Annotated in this window: 16 protein-coding genes; 4 read left to right on the forward strand and 12 right to left on the reverse strand. The window is 46.0% G+C overall.

Translation table 11 applies throughout. The annotated features are described in order from the left end of the window. Nucleotides 1-4: 4 nt before the first annotated feature. The 10 genes from rhaB to BN1938_RS08235 all read right to left on the reverse strand — a co-directional run bounded on the left by rhaB (nt 5) and on the right by BN1938_RS08235 (nt 15,002). A complete protein-coding gene (gene rhaB, locus BN1938_RS08190; protein ID WP_050640133.1) occupies nt 5-1,420 on the reverse strand; it encodes a rhamnulokinase in 1,416 nt (471 codons plus the stop codon). Between the two features lie 208 nt (nt 1,421-1,628). After that, on the reverse strand, nt 1,629-1,922 hold the full coding sequence (locus BN1938_RS08195; RefSeq protein ID WP_050640134.1) for a DUF6506 family protein: 294 nt from the start codon (nt 1,920-1,922) through the stop codon (nt 1,629-1,631). Nucleotides 1,923-2,096: 174 nt separating this feature from the next. Beyond that, nucleotides 2,097-3,605, reverse strand: coding sequence for a glycoside hydrolase family 43 protein (locus BN1938_RS08200; protein WP_082202908.1), 1,509 nt, complete (start codon nt 3,603-3,605; stop codon nt 2,097-2,099). 12 nt (nt 3,606-3,617) lie between these two features. Beyond that, nucleotides 3,618-5,561, reverse strand: a complete 1,944-nt coding sequence (locus BN1938_RS08205; protein ID WP_050640135.1) for a glycoside hydrolase family 127 protein — start codon at nt 5,559-5,561, stop codon at nt 3,618-3,620. Nucleotides 5,562-5,712: 151 nt separating this feature from the next. Beyond that, nucleotides 5,713-8,169, reverse strand: a complete 2,457-nt coding sequence (locus BN1938_RS08210) for a glycosyl hydrolase family 95 catalytic domain-containing protein (RefSeq protein ID WP_050640136.1) — start codon at nt 8,167-8,169, stop codon at nt 5,713-5,715. 214 nt (nt 8,170-8,383) lie between these two features. Continuing rightward, nucleotides 8,384-9,904: a response regulator transcription factor gene (locus tag BN1938_RS08215; protein ID WP_050640137.1), complete on the reverse strand. Its 1,521-nt coding sequence runs from the start codon at nt 9,902-9,904 to the stop codon at nt 8,384-8,386. Nucleotides 9,905-9,979: 75 nt separating this feature from the next. Further along, a complete protein-coding gene (locus BN1938_RS08220) occupies nt 9,980-11,785 on the reverse strand; it encodes a cache domain-containing sensor histidine kinase (protein ID WP_050640138.1) in 1,806 nt (601 codons plus the stop codon). 46 nt (nt 11,786-11,831) lie between these two features. Further along, complete coding sequence (locus BN1938_RS08225) at nt 11,832-12,665, reverse strand: carbohydrate ABC transporter permease (protein WP_050640139.1); 834 nt, start codon at nt 12,663-12,665, stop codon at nt 11,832-11,834. Beyond that, nucleotides 12,665-13,537: a carbohydrate ABC transporter permease gene (locus BN1938_RS08230; protein ID WP_050640140.1), complete on the reverse strand. Its 873-nt coding sequence runs from the start codon at nt 13,535-13,537 to the stop codon at nt 12,665-12,667. The genes BN1938_RS08225 and BN1938_RS08230 overlap by 1 nt, the downstream gene beginning before the upstream one ends. Before the next feature lie 133 nt (nt 13,538-13,670). Then, entirely contained in the window at nt 13,671-15,002 is a 1,332-nt protein-coding gene (locus BN1938_RS08235; protein ID WP_050640141.1) for an ABC transporter substrate-binding protein, read from the reverse strand. A gap of 377 nt (nt 15,003-15,379) precedes the next feature. On the opposite strand from BN1938_RS08235, the gene BN1938_RS08240 reads away from it, so the two are divergent. The 4 genes from BN1938_RS08240 to BN1938_RS08255 all read left to right on the forward strand — a co-directional run bounded on the left by BN1938_RS08240 (nt 15,380) and on the right by BN1938_RS08255 (nt 20,598). Continuing rightward, entirely contained in the window at nt 15,380-16,291 is a 912-nt protein-coding gene (locus tag BN1938_RS08240; protein WP_050640142.1) for a glycyl-radical enzyme activating protein, read from the forward strand. Between the two features lie 100 nt (nt 16,292-16,391). Beyond that, nucleotides 16,392-18,824, forward strand: a complete 2,433-nt coding sequence (locus tag BN1938_RS08245; protein WP_050640143.1) for a pyruvate formate lyase family protein — start codon at nt 16,392-16,394, stop codon at nt 18,822-18,824. Between the two features lie 365 nt (nt 18,825-19,189). Beyond that, nucleotides 19,190-19,858: a Crp/Fnr family transcriptional regulator gene (locus BN1938_RS08250; protein WP_050640144.1), complete on the forward strand. Its 669-nt coding sequence runs from the start codon at nt 19,190-19,192 to the stop codon at nt 19,856-19,858. Continuing rightward, nucleotides 19,855-20,598 carry a YczE/YyaS/YitT family protein gene (locus BN1938_RS08255; RefSeq protein WP_050640145.1) on the forward strand — a complete coding sequence of 248 codons (744 nt, stop codon included), beginning with the start codon at nt 19,855-19,857 and terminating at the stop codon, nt 20,596-20,598. The genes BN1938_RS08250 and BN1938_RS08255 overlap by 4 nt, the downstream gene beginning before the upstream one ends. Nucleotides 20,599-20,667: 69 nt before the next feature. Here the strand turns inward: BN1938_RS08255 and BN1938_RS24075 are convergent, their stop codons facing one another. Together BN1938_RS24075 and BN1938_RS08265 are read right to left on the reverse strand one after the other, a co-directional pair. Beyond that, on the reverse strand, nt 20,668-20,847 hold the full coding sequence (locus BN1938_RS24075) for a Txe/YoeB family addiction module toxin (protein ID WP_082202910.1): 180 nt from the start codon (nt 20,845-20,847) through the stop codon (nt 20,668-20,670). Nucleotides 20,848-20,879: 32 nt separating this feature from the next. Beyond that, on the reverse strand, nt 20,880-21,833 hold the full coding sequence (locus tag BN1938_RS08265) for a PHP domain-containing protein (protein WP_050640845.1): 954 nt from the start codon (nt 21,831-21,833) through the stop codon (nt 20,880-20,882). Nucleotides 21,834-21,893 lie beyond the last annotated feature (60 nt).

Below are 21,893 nucleotides of genomic sequence, written 5' to 3' on the forward strand. Positions count from 1 at the left end.
ATTGTCAGAATTGTTTTCCATTTTCATCGTACTTCTTTATATCAAATGACCGATCGATACATATCCGCGCCTCTGGAAGGCTTGCAAACACGCCATCATGCATCATCTGAACGGTTACATTGCCGATTGCAGTTGCCTCGGTGGGGCCTGCTGAAACTTTCTTTCCGGTATATTTTGCAGTCAACTCATTCAAATATCCGGCATTGGCGCCACCGCCCACTACGTAGATCGTGTCGTATGTATTGCCTGTGATTGCTTCGATCTCCTTCACGGTATCGCCATAGCATTTTGCAAGGCTGTTGTATATGACTGCCGCAATCTCTCCAATGGTCAGCGGAACCTGCTGTCCTGTTCTGCTGCAGAAATCCTGCACTGCCTTTATCATGCTCTCAGGTGCCAGGAAACAGTCGTCATTACAGTCTACTATGGATGGAATCGTTTCTTTGGACGCCCTGTCGCAGATTTCTGCAAAGGACAGATCCTCCGCAAACTCTTTTTTTACTGACTGGATCATCCATAATCCCATAATGTTCTTTAGAAAGCGGAATCTGTGGTCATAGCCGCCTTCGTTTGTAAAGTTGGCTTGCATGCTTTCCATAGAGCAGTCTGCTTCTTTTCTTTCGATCCCCATCAGTGACCAGGTACCCGAGCTTATGTAGATTGCATTATCATCGTTGGTCGGAACGGCCAGTACTGCTGAGCCGGTGTCATGAGTGGCAGGAAGTACGACTTTACAGTCAAAGCCAACTTCTTCCTGGATTTCTTTTGTGAAATTGCCAACCACAGTGCCGGGCATAGATACCGGACGGAACATTTTTGTATGATATCCCAGCATATCGATCATCTCGTAATCCCAGTCGTTTGTCGTAGGATTAATCAGCTGCCCTGTTGTGGCATTGGTGTATTCATTCTTCTTAACACCGGTCAGCAGGAAATGGAAATAATCCGGAATCATAAGGATTGCCTCCGCCTGCTCCAGATGTTCCGGATGACTCTCCTTCACCGCCATCAGCTGGTAAATGGTATTGAAGACCTGCTTTTGGATTCCTGTTCTTGCATACAAATCCTCCGGAGTGATCTTCTCGTATACCTTCTTGTCTATCCCATTGGTACGGCTGTCACGGTATCCTACGGTATCTCCCAGAATCTTATCTTCTTTATCAAGCAGCACATAATCAACGCCCCAGGTATCAATCCCCATCGAAACCGGGATCTTTCCGAGCTCTTTACACTTTTTCAGCCCGTTTTTGATCTCATTGAATAAACGCTCTACGTCCCAGCACAAGGTACCGTCCTTATTATCCATGCCATTCGGAAAGCGGTACACTTCCTCGAGCCGCATCCTGCCTTCGGCCATATATGCAAGCATATGGCGTCCGCTGGATGCCCCGATATCAACGGCCAAATAACATTTCTCCATGTTGTGCCTCCTTATATTTTCTTCATACTTTTTCAATTGTAAGTCTATTATAGTTGGTAACGGGGTACAAAAAAAGGACGCTATTTATTTATCACAGCGTCCTTATTTGCACTCCTTAAATTATTCTAATATACTCATTCTAAATCTATTAAATACCTTCTTCTGCAGCATTGCCGAAGAGCATGAGTTATGGGCTGCACCTTGGTTATCATAACATTCCGCTGAACACCTTTTCAAAAATCTCATCCTGTTCCCGCAGATGAGTCACATATCCGACCGGAATCTTATTCTCTGTAACATCAATAATTGATTTAGCTCCCGCTTCTCCAAAAGCACCGCAGAGTTCAATGCAATCTATCCCTTCTTCATATAGCTTTTTTGATACTTCGCATGCTTCTTCCACACTTGATACGCCTATTGTCTGCACCGCTCCCTCGTGTATACTGGCACAATCTCTCTGTGAATCAAAATCCTCTCCCATAATGATAAATGCAAATCTCATAAGAATCCTCCTCTATACTACTGACTTTAATATTTTTTTCAACTAATTATACCATATTATGGAAAGAAAATATATGAATAGGGGCTAGTTGATTTTCATATCATGGGCGGGGTGGTTTATTTGTAACTTTGTACGGGCTATAGGCCGTGCATAGCAATGCTTTTCCCCCATCCTCTATATCGGACGGTATTGAAACCGCTCAAACCAAGCGTCTGTTTTTTCAGCAAACATTCCCAAATAGCATCCGGTGAAGGTCATGGGCATGCACTCTGTTGATAAAAGCTGTGTCCTCCCGCTGCCTGCCGCTTGCAGATGATTCTCATCTCTTCCCGCAAGAAAACGATACTCCAGTGCATCAGACTCAATCCTCAGAAGCACTTTTCCCGAACCGTCCAAAAATAAGGGCTGACTCTCAGTCTGCATATCGCCTACCCTTTTATACAGAATTACACACCGTTTTTCCTCCCTGCATGATACAGCAAGATCATAATGGTGCTCATTCGTATGATAAACCGTTAATCCCGCACGCGCCTGCGGGCTCTGCGGTTCGGCATCCAGCCATACCTCAGCCCGCATACAGAAATGCTGCTGCCTCCGCCCCACAAATGCCGGCGAACACAGTTCATCCAATGTCCCATCCCCACCAGCCAGCTTAAGGCTTCCCTTCCTGTCAGTAAGGCTGTACCGGCTCAGATCCGGGTTCCTCAAATAATTCCACACCTTAGGCAAGACAGAACCATAAAAGGAATCCGGAGCCTCCAATCTGATCTCATAATCTTCCTCCGGAAGCCGCATGACCTCCATGTTTTTTAGAATCTTTTCCCCCTGATTCACCACAGGCCATCCGTTTTCGTCCCATGTAACAGGGGCAAGCATGGTTTCCCGGCCCAGATGATGGAGCATATACTGGCTTGTCCGAATCCCATGGAATACCATCCAGAAGTCCCCTTCTTTTGTATCGGTTACGTCCCCGTGCCCGATTGCCTGAAAATGATGCAGCATCGTATCACGGTGGGTCAGTATCGGGTTATGCGGACAGCTTTCAAATGGTCCCCATGGGGAGGTTCCTCTTGAAATCGTAACCATATGACCGTACTCCGTTCCACCTTCCGCTGCCAGCAGGTAGTACCATCCCTCCCGCTTAAACATGTGGGGGCCCTCGGGATATTTGCCTCCGCTCCCTTCCCAGATGATCTTCGTATCGGAAAGCCTCTTCCCGGTATCGATGTCCATCCGGCACTGCCCAATCGCCTGGCTGTCCGGCAGGTCATAGGTGCTTGTTAAATATACGCATTCGTCAGAGTCAAAGAACAGGGAAGGATCGATCCCGCCCTGCTCCATCCACATTGGGTCAGACCACTCCCCATAAATATCGTCTGTCCAGACAAAGAAATTTCCGCCATGGCTGAAGTTCGTGGCTGACACATAGAATCTGCCTTTATGGTGACGTATTGAAGGCGCCCATATGCCTCCGGAAGCCGGACACTTTTCCAGCAATGCCTGCGTTTTTCTGGTCAGAACATGCCCAATCTGTTCCCAGTGAACCAGATCCCGGCTGTGGAACAGAGGGATTCCTGGAAAGTATTCAAAGGAACTGGTCACCAGAAAGTAGTCTTCTTTCACCCGGCAAATGCTCGGGTCAGGGTAAAATCCCGGGATGATTGGATTCCGATAATGTATCATTGGCTTCCTCCTTTACACGCGCACCCACACCAGCATTTCGCCCGGCTCTCTGTTCCCCCAGAGGAAATAGGGTACCGCTTTTACTGTCACTTCGTTCTCCTGCCGTATATATGGCCGGTAGAGCCCCGCCGCCCATCCGTCTTCTTCCGTACGATATCCCTTTGCCGTAATTGCTGGTATGCCGCCGGGCAGTACAGTTTCAGCAATCTGCAGTCCACAGTCCGTATCTAACCGAATCGCCGAAAGATTGCTTCCGTTGTCTTCCTCTTCCAGACAGTACACAACCGGCCCTCTTTGAATTGCAGCCTTTCCGGCATCTGCCCGAACCTTTGGATTTGCCTGGATCAGCTCTGCGGCCATAATGAACAGCAGATGTATCTCATCTCCCGCCCGGATGCCATTTTCAAGATATGCATACCCCTTTTCCACCCGGCATTCTGCCTTTTTTCCATTCTGCCGTATTTCAAACTCACGGCACCATCCCGGGATCCGCACCGCAATCCTGCTGTCCGCATCCGGCACTGAACACAACGTAAGCCGGATATCACCGTCCCACGGATAATTGCCGTTCTGCCGTACGAAGAATTCACCATGGCCTGTTTTTATCCTTGCTTCCCCGGCTATATAGAGATGGACGTACAGCGTATGTTTTCCATAGGAATACACGTATTTTCCCAGAGAAGAGAGCAGTCTTGCGATATTAGGCGGACAGCACGCACAGCCAAACCATTTCTGGCGTTTTGTTTGCACATGCCTCCGGTCCGGATTCTTTTCATTAGCCAGAGGCCAGACTTCCTGCGGATTCACATAGAAGAAATGTCTTCCGTCACGCGACATGGAGCTTAGAACTACATTATATAATGCCTTTTCCATAACATCCCCATATATCCCGTCTGCCTCTATCATCTGCATTCGATGCGCAAAAAAGATCAATCCGATGGAGGCGCACGTCTCCGCATATGCTGTCTCATTGGGCAGGTCATAATCCGCGGTGAAAGCCTCTCCTGTCCGCGTGGAGCCTATCGCCCCGGTAATATACATCTGCCGTTCCACCACATTTTCCCAGAGCCGTCTGCATGACTGGTACATTTCCCTGCTGCCTGCAGCCCTTGCCACATCCGCCATTGCCGCATACATATACATTGCCCTGACTGCATGGCCTGCTGCCGAAGTCTGGTCATGCACAGGCAAATGTGACTGGTTATAAACCAGATCAGGACTCTCCACCGGCAGGTTTGTCTTAAAGGAACATTTTTGGCGTAAATTCTCCCATTCCCATACGAAATAATTCGGTTCCCTGCCACGCTCCTCCAAAAAATAACAGCTTAGCTCCAGATACTCCCTGTTATCCGTCGCTTCATATAGTTTAACCAGCGCAAGTTCTATCTCCTGATGGCCCGGATACCCCTTCTGTCCCCCTTTTCTGAAATGTTCCGCAATATGATCCGCACATCTGCACATCACGTCCAACAGCTTTCTCTTTCCTGTCGCTCTGTAATAGGCAGCCGCCGCCTCCATCATATGTCCGGCGCAATACATCTCATGGCATTCATACAGATTGGTCCATTCCTTCTCCTGATTCCCTATCGAAAAATAGGTATCCAGATACCCATTCTCCTGCTGGGCCGCGGCTATAAGATCAATCACCTCATCCATGACGGCTTCCAGCTCAGGCTCCGGAGCGCTCTCCAGACAGTATGACGCAGCCTCCAGCCATTTTGCCAGGTCGCTGTCCTGGAACACCTCCCCATAAAAACAGCCTTTGTCCATGCCTGCTGCAATTTTAAAATTCCGAACCGCATGGCTTCGCTCAACATCCGGCACCCGGTCGTTCAGAATCTCCCACTGATAGGGAATCACCGTATCCCTTACTAATTCCATATACTGTGACCAGAAAGTATCCTGAATCTGTACCTCTTTTATTTCTGCCGGTCTGCATATTTCCAGCCGTTCCATATTCCGCCTCCTTTTTCATACATTAATTTGCAGCTTGCTGCAAACCCGCCCCACAGGGGCATGCATTACGGGGTGCCCTTTGGGTATACATTAATTTGCAGCTTGCTGCAAACCCGCCCCGCAGGGGCATGCATTACGGGGTGCCCTTTGCTCAGAATAAATATTCTAAATGAACCACTGCATTCTTTTTGAATTCTATATCGGCTCCATTTTCGTCTTTATCATACAGCTTCCCGTCAACCCGCATCTCCTTGTAGCCCACCGGGAAAGAAACATAAATCACCTGGTCTTCCATACTAAATATTTCAACCTCCGCTTTTCCGGCATCCATATCCCAGCTCATCTTCTCAATCTTAGCAAATGTATAAAGCCACATTCCTTCCAGATTTCCTTTGCTTAAATCCCCGGGAACTGCAGGCAGCAGCTTTATAAAACCTTCATCGGAATATACCAGCATTTCCAGGACAATTGCCGGCATAGCCCCCAGCAGGTCCGGACAGAATACCCGGTATGGATAGTGCACAGTGTTCAATGTACGTGTTACGTAGCCGTGCTCCATCAGGGTACGGAGGTTATGCATGGCATCCGGCAGATCGCCCAGCCTTACCGCCGTAAAATACCGATGGATAACGCCATGGGCAGAATCATCCTGATGCCCCCGTTTCCGGTTGGAAAGGATAAACGGCTTTACAAGCTCCGGCGTTTTCTCCGGTGAGACAGCCCTCCCCGGCCAGATATCATAATGGTGGGAGACGTGCCTGTGATCATAGTTTTCCCCTGAATACTTGAAGGACCACTCCTTAATCGCCCCGTCCTCATCCATCAGATAGTCCGGCAGCCTGCCCCTGAGCGCTTTCCATTTCGGAAGATCCGGTTCGTCCAGGCCAAGAACCTCACACGCCTCCATCAGATTATCCAATACCTCTCTGCATACCATTACATCCATCAGCGAATTCACATTCATTGCATAGACATCCTTCGGGAAGGGTACGTGATAATCATTCATAGAAGGATCTTCCGGCGAATAACTCGGATAGAACATTACCTTTCCATTTTCATCCACATCTGAGAGATAGTCTTCATAAAATAATGCGATTTCCTTCAGTCCCGGGACAATACGTTCACGCAGGAATTCTTTGTCACCTGTCACCAGATAGTGCCCCCAGAACTCGTTATATATCCATCCCAGACATGCGGTCCAGCAGTAATGTGGATATACAATTGAAAACTGATAGAACTTACCTGAATTATAATCACAGTGAATGTTTCCAAGTACGCCCCTCGCTCCATAAAAACGCTCTGCATTCAGGCGGAAGTCGTCGAATTTGTCCTCGTAGAATTTGAAATATGTATCCATGATTTCAGGCAGCCCTGTCATGTTCCCGGAACACACCTGCAGGTTGGTATTAATATTATGCTGGAACAGGGACGGCGGATCATCTCCGGTGTCCGTTATCATAAAGAAACGTCCCATATCGTACAGCTTTTCCAGCATCATAGCACTTAACTCACCGCCGCCGTGCTGTTCGTTGAGCAGTTCCTCTGCCGCCATAGCCCAATCCCCGTCAAGCCGTATCACGGAGCGTTCCATCAAAGGCTCCAGATATGCCCGGTTTGCCGCCAGCATATCTTCATAGGAATCCTGGATTTGGTTCACTTCCTCCAGCACCTGCTCTGCCAGAGAATGGCGGTATGCTTCTTCATATTTTACGGTCCGGGAAATAATGGTGATCTCCTTTGCTCCCTCCACCTGCAGATAACCGCCCTCTCTGCAGGACACCTTTCCATCCGTGCGGATCACAGAACAGCAGCAGTACCCACGTTCACCGAACTGCGGGTCATATGCCAATGATACCGTGCAGCTTTCGGGCGTTGTCTTGATTTCCACATCGCTGCCTTCTATCCGATACATATCGTTATAGGTAACAAGCACAAACTGGTCGAAATGGTCGGGAAGATCGTACCCCCCCGGTGCAACAAAGCGTATGTTCATATCAAACTGCTCTTTATTCAGGCGCTCTGTTTTTTGCACAACCGCCTCTTTATCAAAGGAGACGAAAGACCTGCGGAGAACGCCTCCTTTTTCGTCCTGTATGCGCACCACTGCTTCTCCCGACATCATATCAAGATACCGCAGATAATCGCAGCGCTCCTTTCCTTCTTCGATTTCGGTCAGCAGCTCAATCACCGAATGGAGACGCGGATGCAGGCGCGGAAATTCAACGCCAAACGGGCGGCTGTCTATCCACTGGTCATACCCCGCCGCTTTCGTTGCTTCGTCCATCACCCTTGCAGCCTCTTCAAACTTCCCCTGTTTCAGAAAACTTCTTGCTTCCGGGATCGCATAAGCCACATCCGGCGGTTCGGGCGTGTCCTTCCAGCGCATATCCATGATCCTTTCACGGCGGTAGATTACGCGTTCATGATAAGGGTCCCCCACAATATCAATTCTCTGCCTCCCGTTTGCAGTCACCAGAACATCTTCATCCGCCTTAGCCGGATACAGGCTGCTCACACTTTTATAAGGGAGAAGCTCTCGTCTTTTTTCAATTCCCATGGGTGGATATTTCAGGGCAAATTCCACTGCTTTCATACCATAACTGCTCATAAAATCCTCCTTGTCCTCTCTTCATATGATTCAGAATTTCCTCTCGTGCCTGCCGGCGTCCGATGCCGGATGGATCGCTAGGTTTTATGAACAGATTATACGTCCCGCAGGGCTGATGGTAAATGGAATATCATAGACTGAGGGAGGGAATATTTTGAACGTATCGGCCCACTGCGCTAAAGCCCACTTTTTCCGGCAGTCTCAAGCTTTATCTTCAGCCGTCCGTTTCGTCCGCAATATCCTTTTGCATCTGCGACTTATACACGATTGGACTGACTCCATACTGCTGTTTAAACACTTTACTGAAGTAATACTGATCACTGAACCCCAGCATCTCTGCAATATCCTTCACCCGTATGTTCTCGTATTCCTCCAGCATCTTTTTTGCTTCATTGATTTTAAGCCTGTTATAATAACTGATCGGGGTATCACTGTAATATACTTTAAACAGCCTGCAGATATAGGACGGCGAGATATCAAAATAATCCGCTATTTCCTGCAGAGATAAGTTCTTATACAGATTCGCCTGCATATATTCGGCCAATTTGTACGCAGCCTCCATCGATACTCCGCTTTTGTCCTCTTTTGAGGCCGACATAAATTCGCCGTACCCCTGCAGGCATTCTTCCAGTTCCCCGTACCTTCTGCAGTCATTCAGTATCTGATCCGCCAACGTACCCGGCTCATCCGCCAGTTCTCCATTCCCGCCTGCTGCCGCGAACATTTCATCCAGCAGCGCCAAAAGGAATTTCCGCAGTACCACCACGGTATAATGCTTTTCTTCCCAGGAAAGAATATTCTTATGGATTTCTTTGTGGTAATCATCTGCAGCCTTATTTTTCAAAATCCATTCAATTTTCCTGCGGAATACTTCGATCTCCTCTTTCTGCCGGATATAGCGCTCCCTCACCTCCGTATACTTCTCATCCTCAAAGACTTTGCTGCAGTCCAGCATCACCATTCTTCCCAGCCGGTTAGAGAGATGCGTATACTGCATATGAAGCTGGGTAATATTCGTAAGACAGCCCGAACAGATAATATTAACGCGTGTATACTTCTTCCGCAGTTCCGATAAAAGTAAATTATTTAACAGCATAATCCTCTTTGGGGAACTCCTTTCCAGATTAAACATCAAGATTTTTTCACTGTTCAGTCTGGTGTTTGCTGTCCGAACATCCGGCCCCGCCTTGTTCTCTGTCATGATTTCTTTGACCAGTTCCTTTGATAAGGGCGCCGCATACTGCTGAAAAAGCCCTACCCGTACCAAAGAGAGCATGTAACGTCCCGGGAATCCGCTCTCCTCTGCTCCAATGCCTTCCTGAATCATCTTTTGCAGGGCGGATTCTTCCTCCTCTACCTTTTTGCTGTCCGCCTTCATGGTCAGCTTCTTTAAAATCTCTGCAAACTCCCCTGCATCCACAGGCTTCATGATATAGTCGTCTACCTGCAGCATCAGAGCCTCGTGGGTAAAGGTAAAGTCTGCATATCCACTGATAATAACGCTTTTAACCCCCGGATAAAGCGCCTTGGCCTTCTGGATGAGTGTCAGCCCGTCTATGACCGGCATTTTGATGTCCGTAAAGATGATATCCGGCTCAAAGTCTTTTAAAAGCTCCAGAGCAGTTTCCCCGTCATATGCCGTTTTAATAACGGAATCATAGCCCGCTTCATTTATGAGATGGACAATGTCTCTTAAGATGACTTTGCTGTCCTCCGCAACAAGAAACTTATACATGTTTCATCCCTCCCCCTGTGCAAAGGGGTCAGACCCCTTTTGTTAGTATTTGCGTTTTCCATAACTTATTAGACACTACTCATCCTCAGATATGAATCTGCCGCCCAGACAGACTGCAGCGCCTTCTGCGGGAGAATTATTCTTGATACTGAATTCAAAATCTCCCGCAAAAAAGATTCTCAGCCGAAGGAGTGTGTTCAGAATCCCCAATCCTCCCATGCCTGGTTCCCCCTCAGGGCTGTCTTCCATATTGATGACCAGGCTTTCTTCTTTCATCCTGTTTTCTATCTCTTTTATTTTATCCCTTGAAAATCCTCTCCCATTGTCTCTGACCTCAACTCTCCATTTCCCGTCGCTGGCGATTGCCGTTACACAGATATGATAGGGCGGCTTTTGTCCCTCAAAAGCATGCTGTATGGCATTTTCTACAAATGGAAGGATACAAAGCCTGGGGATCAGAATGGAACGCGCCTCCTCCTGTACCTCAATCTGATATTGCAGAAAATCTTCATAGTACTGCTTCTGAAGTGCAAGATAATTTGTAATGTATTGTATCTCCTCTCCAAGTGTTACCGTATGTGCATTGGAATTCACCGTATAGCGCAGCATGTCCGAAAGCTGTTTGCACATGGCCTGTGCGTCCTCTGTGCGGCCTTCTCTTGCAGAGATGCTGATCGAATACAGAACATTATGGATAAAATGCGGGGAAATCTGCGCCTGCAGGGCAGAAAGCCTCGCCCCTGCCTCCGCCTTATTGGACTCGATTTCTCTGAAAGCCGCTAATTTCAGATCATCCAATATCTTCTGGAACGCATCTTTAAGCTCGATAATTTCATTATTAGAGACATCCTCCAGATTCAGCCCCATATTCTCATAGGTAACCTTCAATACGCTGTTGCGCAGTTCCTGGAGAGGCTTTACCAGCATCCGCGAAAATACAACTACCATCAGAATTGCAGCAGCCGTCACGCACACAAAAAAGATAATTGTAGTATGCTGCAGTAATTTCATTGAGGAATATATCGTATCTTTTGGATACTGTATATAAGTCGTGATCCCCGAATAATCTGATGAGGCATAAAAGTACATATGGTTTTCCATGCTAAATACACCGCTTTTATTCTTTTGTGCCATATTTCTTTTTAATAAACCGCTCTCCTCTGCAGAAACGGAACTGGACGGATATACGATATCGCCTTTATCATTCAAAAGAAATACATTGCCTATATGGTTAATGTTGCAGATTTCATCCAGCTTCTTATAATCTGACTGCACCTCAATATAACCATATCTGTTGGCGCTTACATCAAAGACCGCACGGATAAATGATATCGTTGCACCCTGTTCATCCGGGGCGCCGCTGTCATGATCCGCATAGATAACAAGCTCCTTCCTCCCCAGTTTTTCTCCATTATCCTCCATTGTAAGGGCGGATTCAAAATTGCTTTTGTGCTGGTTGTATATATAAGAAAAAGAACCATCCTGACTGTAAAGATATACATTGACATGAGGAAAAGAGGTCAGCGTAATCGCATTGGAAACAATGGCTGCGATTTCTCGGTTCCTCTTTAATTCCTCATAGTCCGACAGTGCTTTGGTATTGTTTTTCACCTCCCGCATGATCTGCAGAAGTCCCGGATTTGAGATCAGTTTTTTCGTAATATCATCCATTTTTTCGATATAGGTGTCTACATTTTCGGATATTTTTATGCATAGCTGCATATCATTATGGGCTGACTCTTCTTCCATCTGTTTAAAGATGTGCATTCGGATAAACAGGCTGAAAGATGCTGCTGCAAATAAGATAATAACAGAAAATACGACATATAGTTTTGTCCTGAACTTAAAATTCATACTGATCTCTCTCCTCCTGGTCTGCATGACTGTTCCTCCTTTATTATCCCAAATAACACTGAAAAGTCAAACATCAGCCTTTTACCGCTCCTTCTGTCAGACCGCTGATAAATTGCTTCTGCATAAACAAAAACAGCAGGATCACCGGCAGCGCTGCTAGTGTCAGGTCTGCAAACACCAGATTCCAGTTACTCCCCCCATACATTCCGAAAAACTGATACACAGAAAGGGGCAGCGTCCTCTTTGCCGGGTCGTTTAAGAAGTAAAGCGGAATATTGATTTCATTCCATATTCCTGTGAACAGAAGAATCAATACGGTGATATTACATGATTTCAGGAGCGGAAGTATGATATAGAAATACGTCTGCAGTGTGGATGCCCCCTCGATAAATGCGGATTCATCCAGCACCCCCGGAATCCCCCGTATAAATCCGGTGTACAGAAAACAGCTGAAGGGGATGTTGATCGCCGTATATAAAATGATAACATTCAGATAACCGCCATAGATATCCAGCACCGTAAATAAACGAATCGTAGGCATAATCTGCATCGGGATAATCGTGCCGATAAAGAAAAAATAATACAAGAATCTGGAAAACCTGGTCTTTCGCCGGGCAAGAATAAAGGATGCCAGTGAGCTTGTGAATATTGTGATCACGGTGGAAGCTATGGTGATCAGAATACTGTTCTTAAATGCCAGCAGCAATTTCCCCTGTTCAAAGACGGTTTTAAAATTTTCCACCAGCCATTGCTCCGGAAGTGTCAGATCAAACGCTGTTACTTCTGCCGAATTCTTAAAAGCCCCCAGCAGCATAATCAGAAGCGGAATCACAATAACCAAAGAAATCAGAATCAGCACGATCTGCAGAAGTACCTTCGTTATTTTCTCTTTATTTCTGCCATACATTATTCCTCCACCTCCCTTTTCCGCATATTATATAGCACCGGAATACAGATAATCGAGACGAAAACCGCCAGCGTAACATTCAATGCGGTGCCCAGCCCCCATTGGCCTCTTCCAAACTTAGAGAACACTTCCAGTGCAATTACCTGAGACGCATTTCCGGGTCCCCCGTTCGTAAGTGCATAAGGCTCGCTGAATACCTTAAGCCCCCCGATCAGGCTTAACAGCATATTAATATTAAATGCAGGGGCCAGCATCGGAAACGTAATATTCGTAAACCTCTGCAGGGCGCTGGCCCCGTCTATCTTCGCCGCGTCATAATAAGACGCCGGTATTGCCTGCAGGCCGGCGAGATAAACAACCATATGATACCCGCTCCACTGCCAGATTGACACCCCCGCTATGGAGACCATCACGATCCTGGTATCCACCAGCCATTCCTGCTGCAGGGCCTGAAGGCCCACATGCCCCAGAAATTCATTCAGAATTCCGTTAGGATGTAAAATGGGCACAAACACAAGCCCAATGATGATCGTAGAGATCACGCATGGCAGAAAGAAAATCACCCGGAAATACCCGCGCAGTTTTGTCTTTGTGTTTACCGCCAGCGCCAGCAGAAGCCCATTGACATTTTTCCCGATCACCACAATAATGGCGTATACGAAGGTATTATATATGGCATGTTTCAGTTCACCGCTTTGAAAAATCGTCTTATAATTCTCAAGCCCCACAAAACTGATGGTATCCTTCCCTATCGTCCAGTCTGTCAGGGAATAATATATTCCGTAGATGCTGGGTACCACAAAAAAGATTCCAAATATCAGCAGTGCCGGCAGGATTAGCAGATATGTATATAAGTGTCTGGTCCGTCGCATTGTGATGCACCTTGCCTTTCTATCATGATTATATCGAAGGAAATTAAGAAGAAAGGCACCGCCCAGTCTGACAGAAGCCCGCCTTTCATACGCTCCTTCCGGACTGTCCGGTGCCTTATATTCGTTTTTCGGTTTAGAAATTTTCTATGCCTTTTGACTTCATCAGTTCTTCAAAAGTAGCATCCCAGGAAGAAAGCACTTCTTCCGGTGTCTTCGCTCCCGCAAACATATCCTGGAAATATACCCAGAGATCGTTTAAGTCAACCTTCATATAGGCATTCATTTCCAATACTGTCTTCCCTGTCTTATTGTATTCTTCATATAAACGTCCTTCAAATTCGTCAAATTCTGGTTCCTTGGCACCTTTTACGTTCGGAACAAAAGAGGCTGCCTTCTGAGCCGTATCGCATTGCTGGGGCTGTGCCATGAAGTTCAGAAACTTCTTTGCCTCCTCGATATGCTTTGCATCTTTTGGAATAAAGAACTCTGCATCCAGCTGGCTGATGGTAAGATATTCGTCCTCCCCCTCATATACAGGATAGGGGAACATATCAAACTGAATATCCGGATAAGCATTCAGTAAATCCCTTACCGTGGTATTTGAGCCTACTGTCATGGCATAATCGCCGCTGCTCATTGCAGCCGGTATGCTGTTGTAATCGTCGGAAAGTACCGTGCTCTGCATATATCCGTCTTTATACAGATCATATGCTTTCTCCAGGCTCTCCCTGAATGCGGGTACCTCGTCCCAGCCAATCTCGTTAGCATTCAGGCGGTCCCACAGATCCGGCTCAGATTTGGCTGCATAATAACCCCAGGTTGAGGTCGTCCACATCTGGAATGTCCACACATCTTTAAATGGCCCGTAAAACGGCGTAATTCCCTGTTTTTTTAAATTTTCGCAGACTGCCAGAAATTCCTCATATGTCTTCGGAATCTCCAGCCCCTTCTCCTCAAACAGATCTCTATTATATACAACGCCCATGCCGCCGGTCTTTACTGCAAACGCAAAGCCATAAATCTTACCGTCCGGGGCTGTCAGGATTTCTTTGTCTGCAAGGTTCTCTACGAACGGCTCGTCTGATAAATCAACACAGTTTTTCGCAACTTCCAGCTCATTCTCTGCGGAAACCTTATTGTAACAAACTAAATCTGACGGCTGTCCTGAGGCCAGTTTTGTCTGAATGATCGACGTGTTCTGTGCATCCGGGTTCAGCACCAGTTCCACCTTGATCTCCGGATATTGTTCCTCAAAAGCCGCTATATTTTCTTCGCTGAAGGCATAAGGAATATTATTCACGATCTCCTGGCTTGCTTCCACGGTTAAGGTAACACTCTCTGCCTTCTTATTCCCACCGCTCTCTTTGCCCTCATCCGAAGAACTGCCGGCCGAAGAACCGCAGCCTGCGGTTATAAGGGACACTGCCAGAAGTATTCCGGCAACCTTCATTAACTTTTTCTTCATAACTCTTTCCTCCTTATAAAAAATCTGTTTTTTCGAAGTACATTCATATTCCGCGGAACTTTCATTTACATTATGTTTATTTTAGCTTTCGTTTGTAAATAAGTAAATGGAATTAAATGAACGGCAGGATTAATAATATTGAACAATTGACCGAAAAAAAATTTTTAAAAAATACAGAACGACGCAGTTTGCACTTCTTATTTTTGTTTAAATCTTATAGAATACACCTAATATCCTGAAACACATAAGGCACTTTGACCATAAAAAATTTTGATGCTGCCATACATACAAATCAATTGCAGCAGTTAATTAAACTTAAAAACAGCATAATTACGTAAATAAAATAGAAATAAATTTTAAGAGAAAGGAGGTGTGACATGAGTACGATATATAACGCAGAACTCGTCGGGCAGGTTTTTAATATTCAGAGGTATTCTACACATGACGGCCCGGGGGTACGTACAACAGTTTTCTTAAAGGGATGTCCCCTTCGCTGTTATTGGTGTCAGAATCCGGAATCGCAGAGCCTGAAACCAGTGCTAATGGTCAAAAAGGACCGGTGCACGGGATGCGGCCGATGTGTGCAGGCCTGTCCGCAGAAAGCAGTCTATTTTACAGATGGCGCTGTCGTAACAGACCGTTCACTCTGTACTGTATGCGGAAGTTGTGTCGATGCATGTTTCAACAAAGCCCGCTCAGTAGCAGGCGAACCAATGACCGTGAAACAGGTCATCGATAAGGTCAGGAGAGATTACAACTTATTTTGTAATTCCGGGGGCGGCATGACAATTTCAGGCGGAGCCTGTGAAATGCAGCCGGATTTTACAATCAATCTTTTAAAGGCCGCTCATGATGAAGGCATACGTACTGCTGTAGAAATGGAAGGGGCGTTCCCCTGGGAAACGGTAAGGGCGATTGCAGAACATTGTGATTTTATCATGTATGATTTGAAACATATGGACAAGGATCAACACATGATGGGGACGAGAGTTTCAAACGAAAGAATCTTAGAAAATGCAAAGCGTCTTGTAAAGATGGGAAAAAAGCTGAAATTCCGTACACCGCTGATCCCCGGCTTCAATGATTCTCCGGAATCAGTTGCAGCAATTGCCCATTTCATTAGGGATGAGCTTGGACTTAGCCCGGGAGAATGCCATGAACTCTTAGGATATAACAATCTTGGCGAAGACAAATATGACCGTCTTGATATGCCGGGAATCTGTCCGAAAAATAAACGTCAGTCAGAGGAATATCTGGCCGAATTAAATGCAATACTTGAATCTATTTAAACGCGTGATTCCATTCAGTTTCTATTTGCCAGATCGAAAGGGCCCTTGGTCAGGTAAGAATATAGATATTAATGTTCAATATGAGAAAGGTGGAAATGAAATGACAAAAGTTACCTATAAGCAATATCATGAAAAAACTCGTGGTGAAACTATTTGGGAAAGATTAAATCCTCTGCGCTATACACAGACAATGTCTATGGCACGCGCCCAGCTTCTTGCAGACGCCTATGAAGAATACGCCGGATATTCATTTTATCGTAAACGTGGATATTCCATTGCAAAAATACTGAAAGAAATCCCAATTTATATTGATGATGAGCAGTTATTAGTTGGTGATTTCAGTGCTAAGCCAATGGGGCCTGAGTGGTTCCCGGACCTGGCTGCCACATGGGTCAGTGATTATGTCGATAAATATGGGTGGAAGGGAAGCGGAAAATTCTTTGCATTCGAAAGCCCTGAACAGGCGCAGCAGGCAAAAGACATCGCCCATAAGTTCCAAAATGCGGGCGGTAAAGAAATGTGGTATAAGTATCTTGGTGAAGAGGAGGTCGCTTTTGCAGAGAGTGTCGGTGAGCAGGGTGCGTGGGTCTGCAACTTCCTATCAGAGGTGTATGCTGAAAAGGCATGGAATGTACCGGATATATCAAGAATCGTATCAAAGGGTGTTAAAGGACTAATTGCCGATATTGATGAGCAGCTTGAAAAACTTGTGATCTTAACAGATGAGGATTACCGTGCTCATGAGTTCTGGCTAGGACTTAAGTTAATGCTGGAAGGAAGTATTGAATATGCACATCGTTATGCAGCACTTGCTTCAGAAAAAGCGGCAGCGGAGAAAGATCCGATTCGTAAGGCAGAACTTGAGGAAATTGCAAGGGTGTGCATGCGGGTTCCGGAGTATCCGGCAGAAACATTCCAGGAGGCTCTTCAGTCATTCTATTTTGGAATCCTGATGATCTTCTATGATACCCGTACATATGGAATGGGCTTTGGCCGTGTTGACCAGTTCTTATATCCCTGCTTCCAATCAGATATTGAAACAGGCTACATCGATGAAGAATATGCCACACAGCTTCTCGAATGCTTCCGGTGCAAGGTCATGGGCAAGCGCCAGTTTTGGCCGGATCTCATGACACCAAACTTAAGTTCAGAGTCACATTTCCATAATTGTATCCTTGGTGGTGTTGATCCGATCACAGGACGCGACGCAACAAACCGTTTATCTTATCTGTGGCTTGATGCTGCTGAGCGCGTTCATACACCGCACCCAACCCTTTCCGTCCGCTACCATGCAAACATTGACAGAAAATTCATGGAACGTGCGCTGGAAATTGTAGCACTTGGCATGGGATTCCCGGCATTTATGGGTGATGATAACAGCATTCAGTATCTGCTCAGCCGTGGGTACACGGTACAGGAAGCCCGCGATTATGCCATCGGCGGATGTGTGCTTCATGGGGTTCCCGGTAAGACCAGCTCTGTATGGCCAATTGTAATCAACTGTGGCAAGATGCTTGAATATGCACTCCGTAACGGTTATGATGTCCGCATGAATAAGCAGCTCGGGCCTAAAACAGGTGATTTCTTTCAGATGAAGACATATGAAGAGTTTATTGAAGCATACAAGGCACAGTGGGCATACTGGGGGGATTATTCTGCAAGCAGTAACCGCCAATGCCGTATCCAGCATGTAGAATCCTTCCCGGATATTATGATGTCTGCATTTACAGATGACTGTATCAAACGTGGTAAAGTAACCAGCCTGGGCGGTGCGGTTCATAATGATAATACACAGTATATCGTTCCGGTAGGCGTTCAGGACTTCGGCAATGTGGCTTATGTTCTTAAAAATTATATCTTCTGTGAGGATCCTATCTGCAGCAAAGAAGAATTAATGGCAGCTATTGATGCAAACTGGGAAGGTTATGAAGAGCTTCATACAAAATTGTCTGCTCTTCCTAAATATGGCAATGATATCGCTGAAGTTGACGACCTTGTAGATGAAGGTTACAGAATCATTGAAGATGTATGGTATCAGATTCCTTCCGCATTTGGGCACCATTTTGAAGTCGCGCCTCATTCCCTTGGATTCCATGCAGGAACGGGAGCTAAGACTGGAGCTCTTCCGGATGGACGCTGCGCATGGGAAGCTATGTCAGATGGTGCTGTATCTCCCAAACAGGGAACGGATTGCGAAGGCCCGGCGGCTGTTATTGCATCAGCGGGCCGCGTAGACCATACCGAGTTATATGGTGTGCTGTTCAATATGAGGTTTACTCCTGAGTCTCTAAAGACTAAGGAAGGCCGTGAACAACTGCATGCTCTGATTCGAACTTACTTACATGACCTAGGCGGTAAGCACATTCAGTTCAATGTGATCAGCAATGAAATTATGAAGGACGCCAAACAGCATCCGGAAAATTATACAGATCTGATCGTTCGTGTAGCAGGTTACAGTGCGTACTGGACAGACCTTACCGATACAATTCACGATGAATTGATTCTTCGATCAGAACAGGAATTCTCCTTATAGGCTGCCATTTAAATAAACCGAAAAAATCAACAGCCAGTGCCTTTCGGCGTATATATGCCGGCAGGTACTGGGCTTCAAAAAGTCTGGCTGTTGGTGTAAAATATAAGTATACAGTTCCCTTACAAATATTATATACCCAATGTGCACCCCCGTATTGCATACCCCTGCAGGGCGGGTTCGCAGCAAGCTGCAAAATAATGGGCGCAGAAGTTTGTGAGGGGTATGGTTGTATAGGAAAATGAACTTCATTTTCCTAAAGTGAAACTATTTATTGTATTCGAGTTGAAAATGACCCGAAAAACAGATAGCTTTGCAGTACTTCATAAGGGTTCGTTTTTATACTTGTATGAGAGTGAGGTTTAAGTATGAGCACGGGGAATATATTAGAGGAAATTATACCCAGGCATATTTTAGAAATGCTGACAGTTGTTGAGTTAAAAAAGAAAGTTGTTTTTATTCCTTTAGAGGAGCAGAAAGATATTGAATTGTATTATATATTAGAGGGTAAAGTTTCGTGCTTTACTGTGGACTTTAACGGACGGGAATTCTTAGTCGATTCATTAGGGCCCGGAGAATTTATAGGAAAATTCTCCCAAATGCGCAATATGAATTTTAACTGCGGCGTCCGGACAGCCACCGACTGTAAGCTGCTGAGGCTTACCCCCTGCAAAAAGGAGCTGTTAAGTGACAAGAACTTTTCCCTGTATTTCTATTTGAAGACATCGGACCGTGTGTACGAAATGTACAAGCTGGCGATGCTCCGTATGCTGTTCCCTTCGAATGAGGTACTGGCCTACTGGATTTTAAAACTAGCGAAAGATGGAACTAATATTGAAGAAAAAGCTGAGAGTATCTGCCTGCAGACGAATATCAGCAAGCGGCAGTTCTTCTATTGTATTAAAAATTTTTGTGATGAAGGGCTGATTGAAAAATCCGGAAAACAAATTAATATTTTAGACAAAGAAGGCTTAAAGGAAATCGCGGGTAATGTGTATTTATTTATGAATGAAAATATAAAGGAGGATCCGGTATGATAAAATCCAAACCGGTTAATTTAGTAAAACAATTTGTTTGTTATATATTTGGCTTATTTCTAATCTCTATAGGCGTAAATTTTTCCAAGATGTCAAATCTGGGAATTACTCCGGTAAGTTCCATTCCCCGGGCATGTGAACAGATCTGGGGATTTACCCTTGGTGTTACAACAATGATTATTTATATATTGTTAGTTGTTCTGCAGCTCATTATCCTGCGGAAACGCTTTAAAGTAACAAACGCACTGGGTATTATTGTTACATTCATTTTTAGCTGGCTGATAGACTTTACAGGCACTGACCCAAATGCCTTCGGCCATCTGCTGCTCAACTTCCCACACCCTCAGAATTACCCCATGCAGCTTTTGTATCTGGCAATCAGCCTGGTCATCAGCGCCCTTGGTGTTTTTATATACCTGCGTCCCCAGTGGCCTCCTATGCCGGCGGAGGGCTTTGCCGGAGCCATAGCAACGGTTACAGGAAAACCTTTTGGAAACTGTAAGTCTATCGCAGACACTTCTATGGTTGTGATCGCTATCATCCTGCAGATCGCATTTTTAGGAGGCCTTAGCTCTTTTATCGGCGACGGAGTCGTTGTACGTGAAGGGACGGTCATTGCGGCCATTGCTATCGGACAGATTGTGAAACTTCTGACCAAGCCTTTTGGGAAACCGCTTACCGACTGGCTACATAAAGGCGACGATGAAATAGAAACAAAAGCTGTGGCTGCCAGCAAATAACTGAATACAGCCGTTGGCTTTTCCACTGTAAAAGGCCCGGCAGATTCATTTCCTGTTCCAACTAGCTGATTAGTTCTCACCATAATGATAGCGGCAGGCTAATATATATACATTTTCTTCATCTATCTTATATATTAGCCTGTTTTTGTCATTCATACGTCTGCTCCAAAATTCTGTCAAATTTCCTGTCAATGGCTCTGGTTTCCCGACGCCTTCTTTTTCATTACGAGATCTAGCTTCTATTATCAGTTAACTGCGGATCTTCCCGAAGGGCCAATGCTTTATATATTACGTTGTAATAGCGCAGCCAGCGTCCGGTTCCCATAAAAATATTCCTCCGTAACCCCGCATTCTCCAAGTTCCCTCGGATGCGCCGCTCCTTTTTTCTGATCCGCATGGTAATCCGATCCGCCTGACATAATGGCTACCCGATCCGCATAATTCTCCCGGATATAAGCCTCCGCCTCGCCCTTGGTCAGAACGCCTTCATAGCTGGTCTTGTCATAGGTATAACAGGCCTCAATTCCATCCAGTCCTGCCTCTACGAGCCGGTCGATATACGCTTTCCTTGTCATGATAGTTCCGTCTGTTTCGGGCTGTTCCGCAATGAGCAGTGGGTGTGCCAATATCGCAATCCCACCCGCACGATGCACCTCCCGGATCAATGCAGCAGGATCCGGCTTCTTCCTCTTTATCTGGTATCCCGGCGTATTTCTTACCATAAGCTTAGCCTGCTTCCAGTCCTTTGCATAGCCTTTCCTTGCCATCTGTTCAAATATCATCTTCTTCAGGACATGCGCCTCACTCACCGGGTGCCCTCCGTTATCGAGAACTTCCTCCCAGGTAATATGCATCCCGTCCTCCCGGAGACGTTTCAGCAGTTTCTGATATCCCTCGCTTCTGGATCTGGAAAGTTCCCGCTCTAGCTCTGCAAACCATGCATCCTCCCATCTGCAGCCAAGACAGACTATATGCACGTCCTCCACATCTGTCTCGCAGGAAATCTCGGTGCCCAACAGCAGCTTTACTCCTAACGTTTCGGCAAGTTCCAGGAGATCAGTTTGATGTCCATCCTCATCCATATATCTCTGCTCCGGAACGGCATCGTGGTCTGTCAGGGCCAGCACCCGGACTCCCAGGGCGGCAGCGCGTAAGATCACCTCCGGCGGGGTATCTGCTCCATCTGAACGTGTCGTATGCGTATGAAGATCGCAGGCATAATTACATTTTTCCATAGCGGCCTCTTTTCCTTTCTTACAATAAATATATTCTTTCATAAAAACAGCTTTTTACCA

Origin of the sequence: Eubacterium sp. SB2 (genome assembly GCF_001244405.1) — a bacterium.
Lineage (GTDB): Bacteria > Bacillota > Clostridia > Lachnospirales > Lachnospiraceae > Faecalicatena > Faecalicatena contortus_B.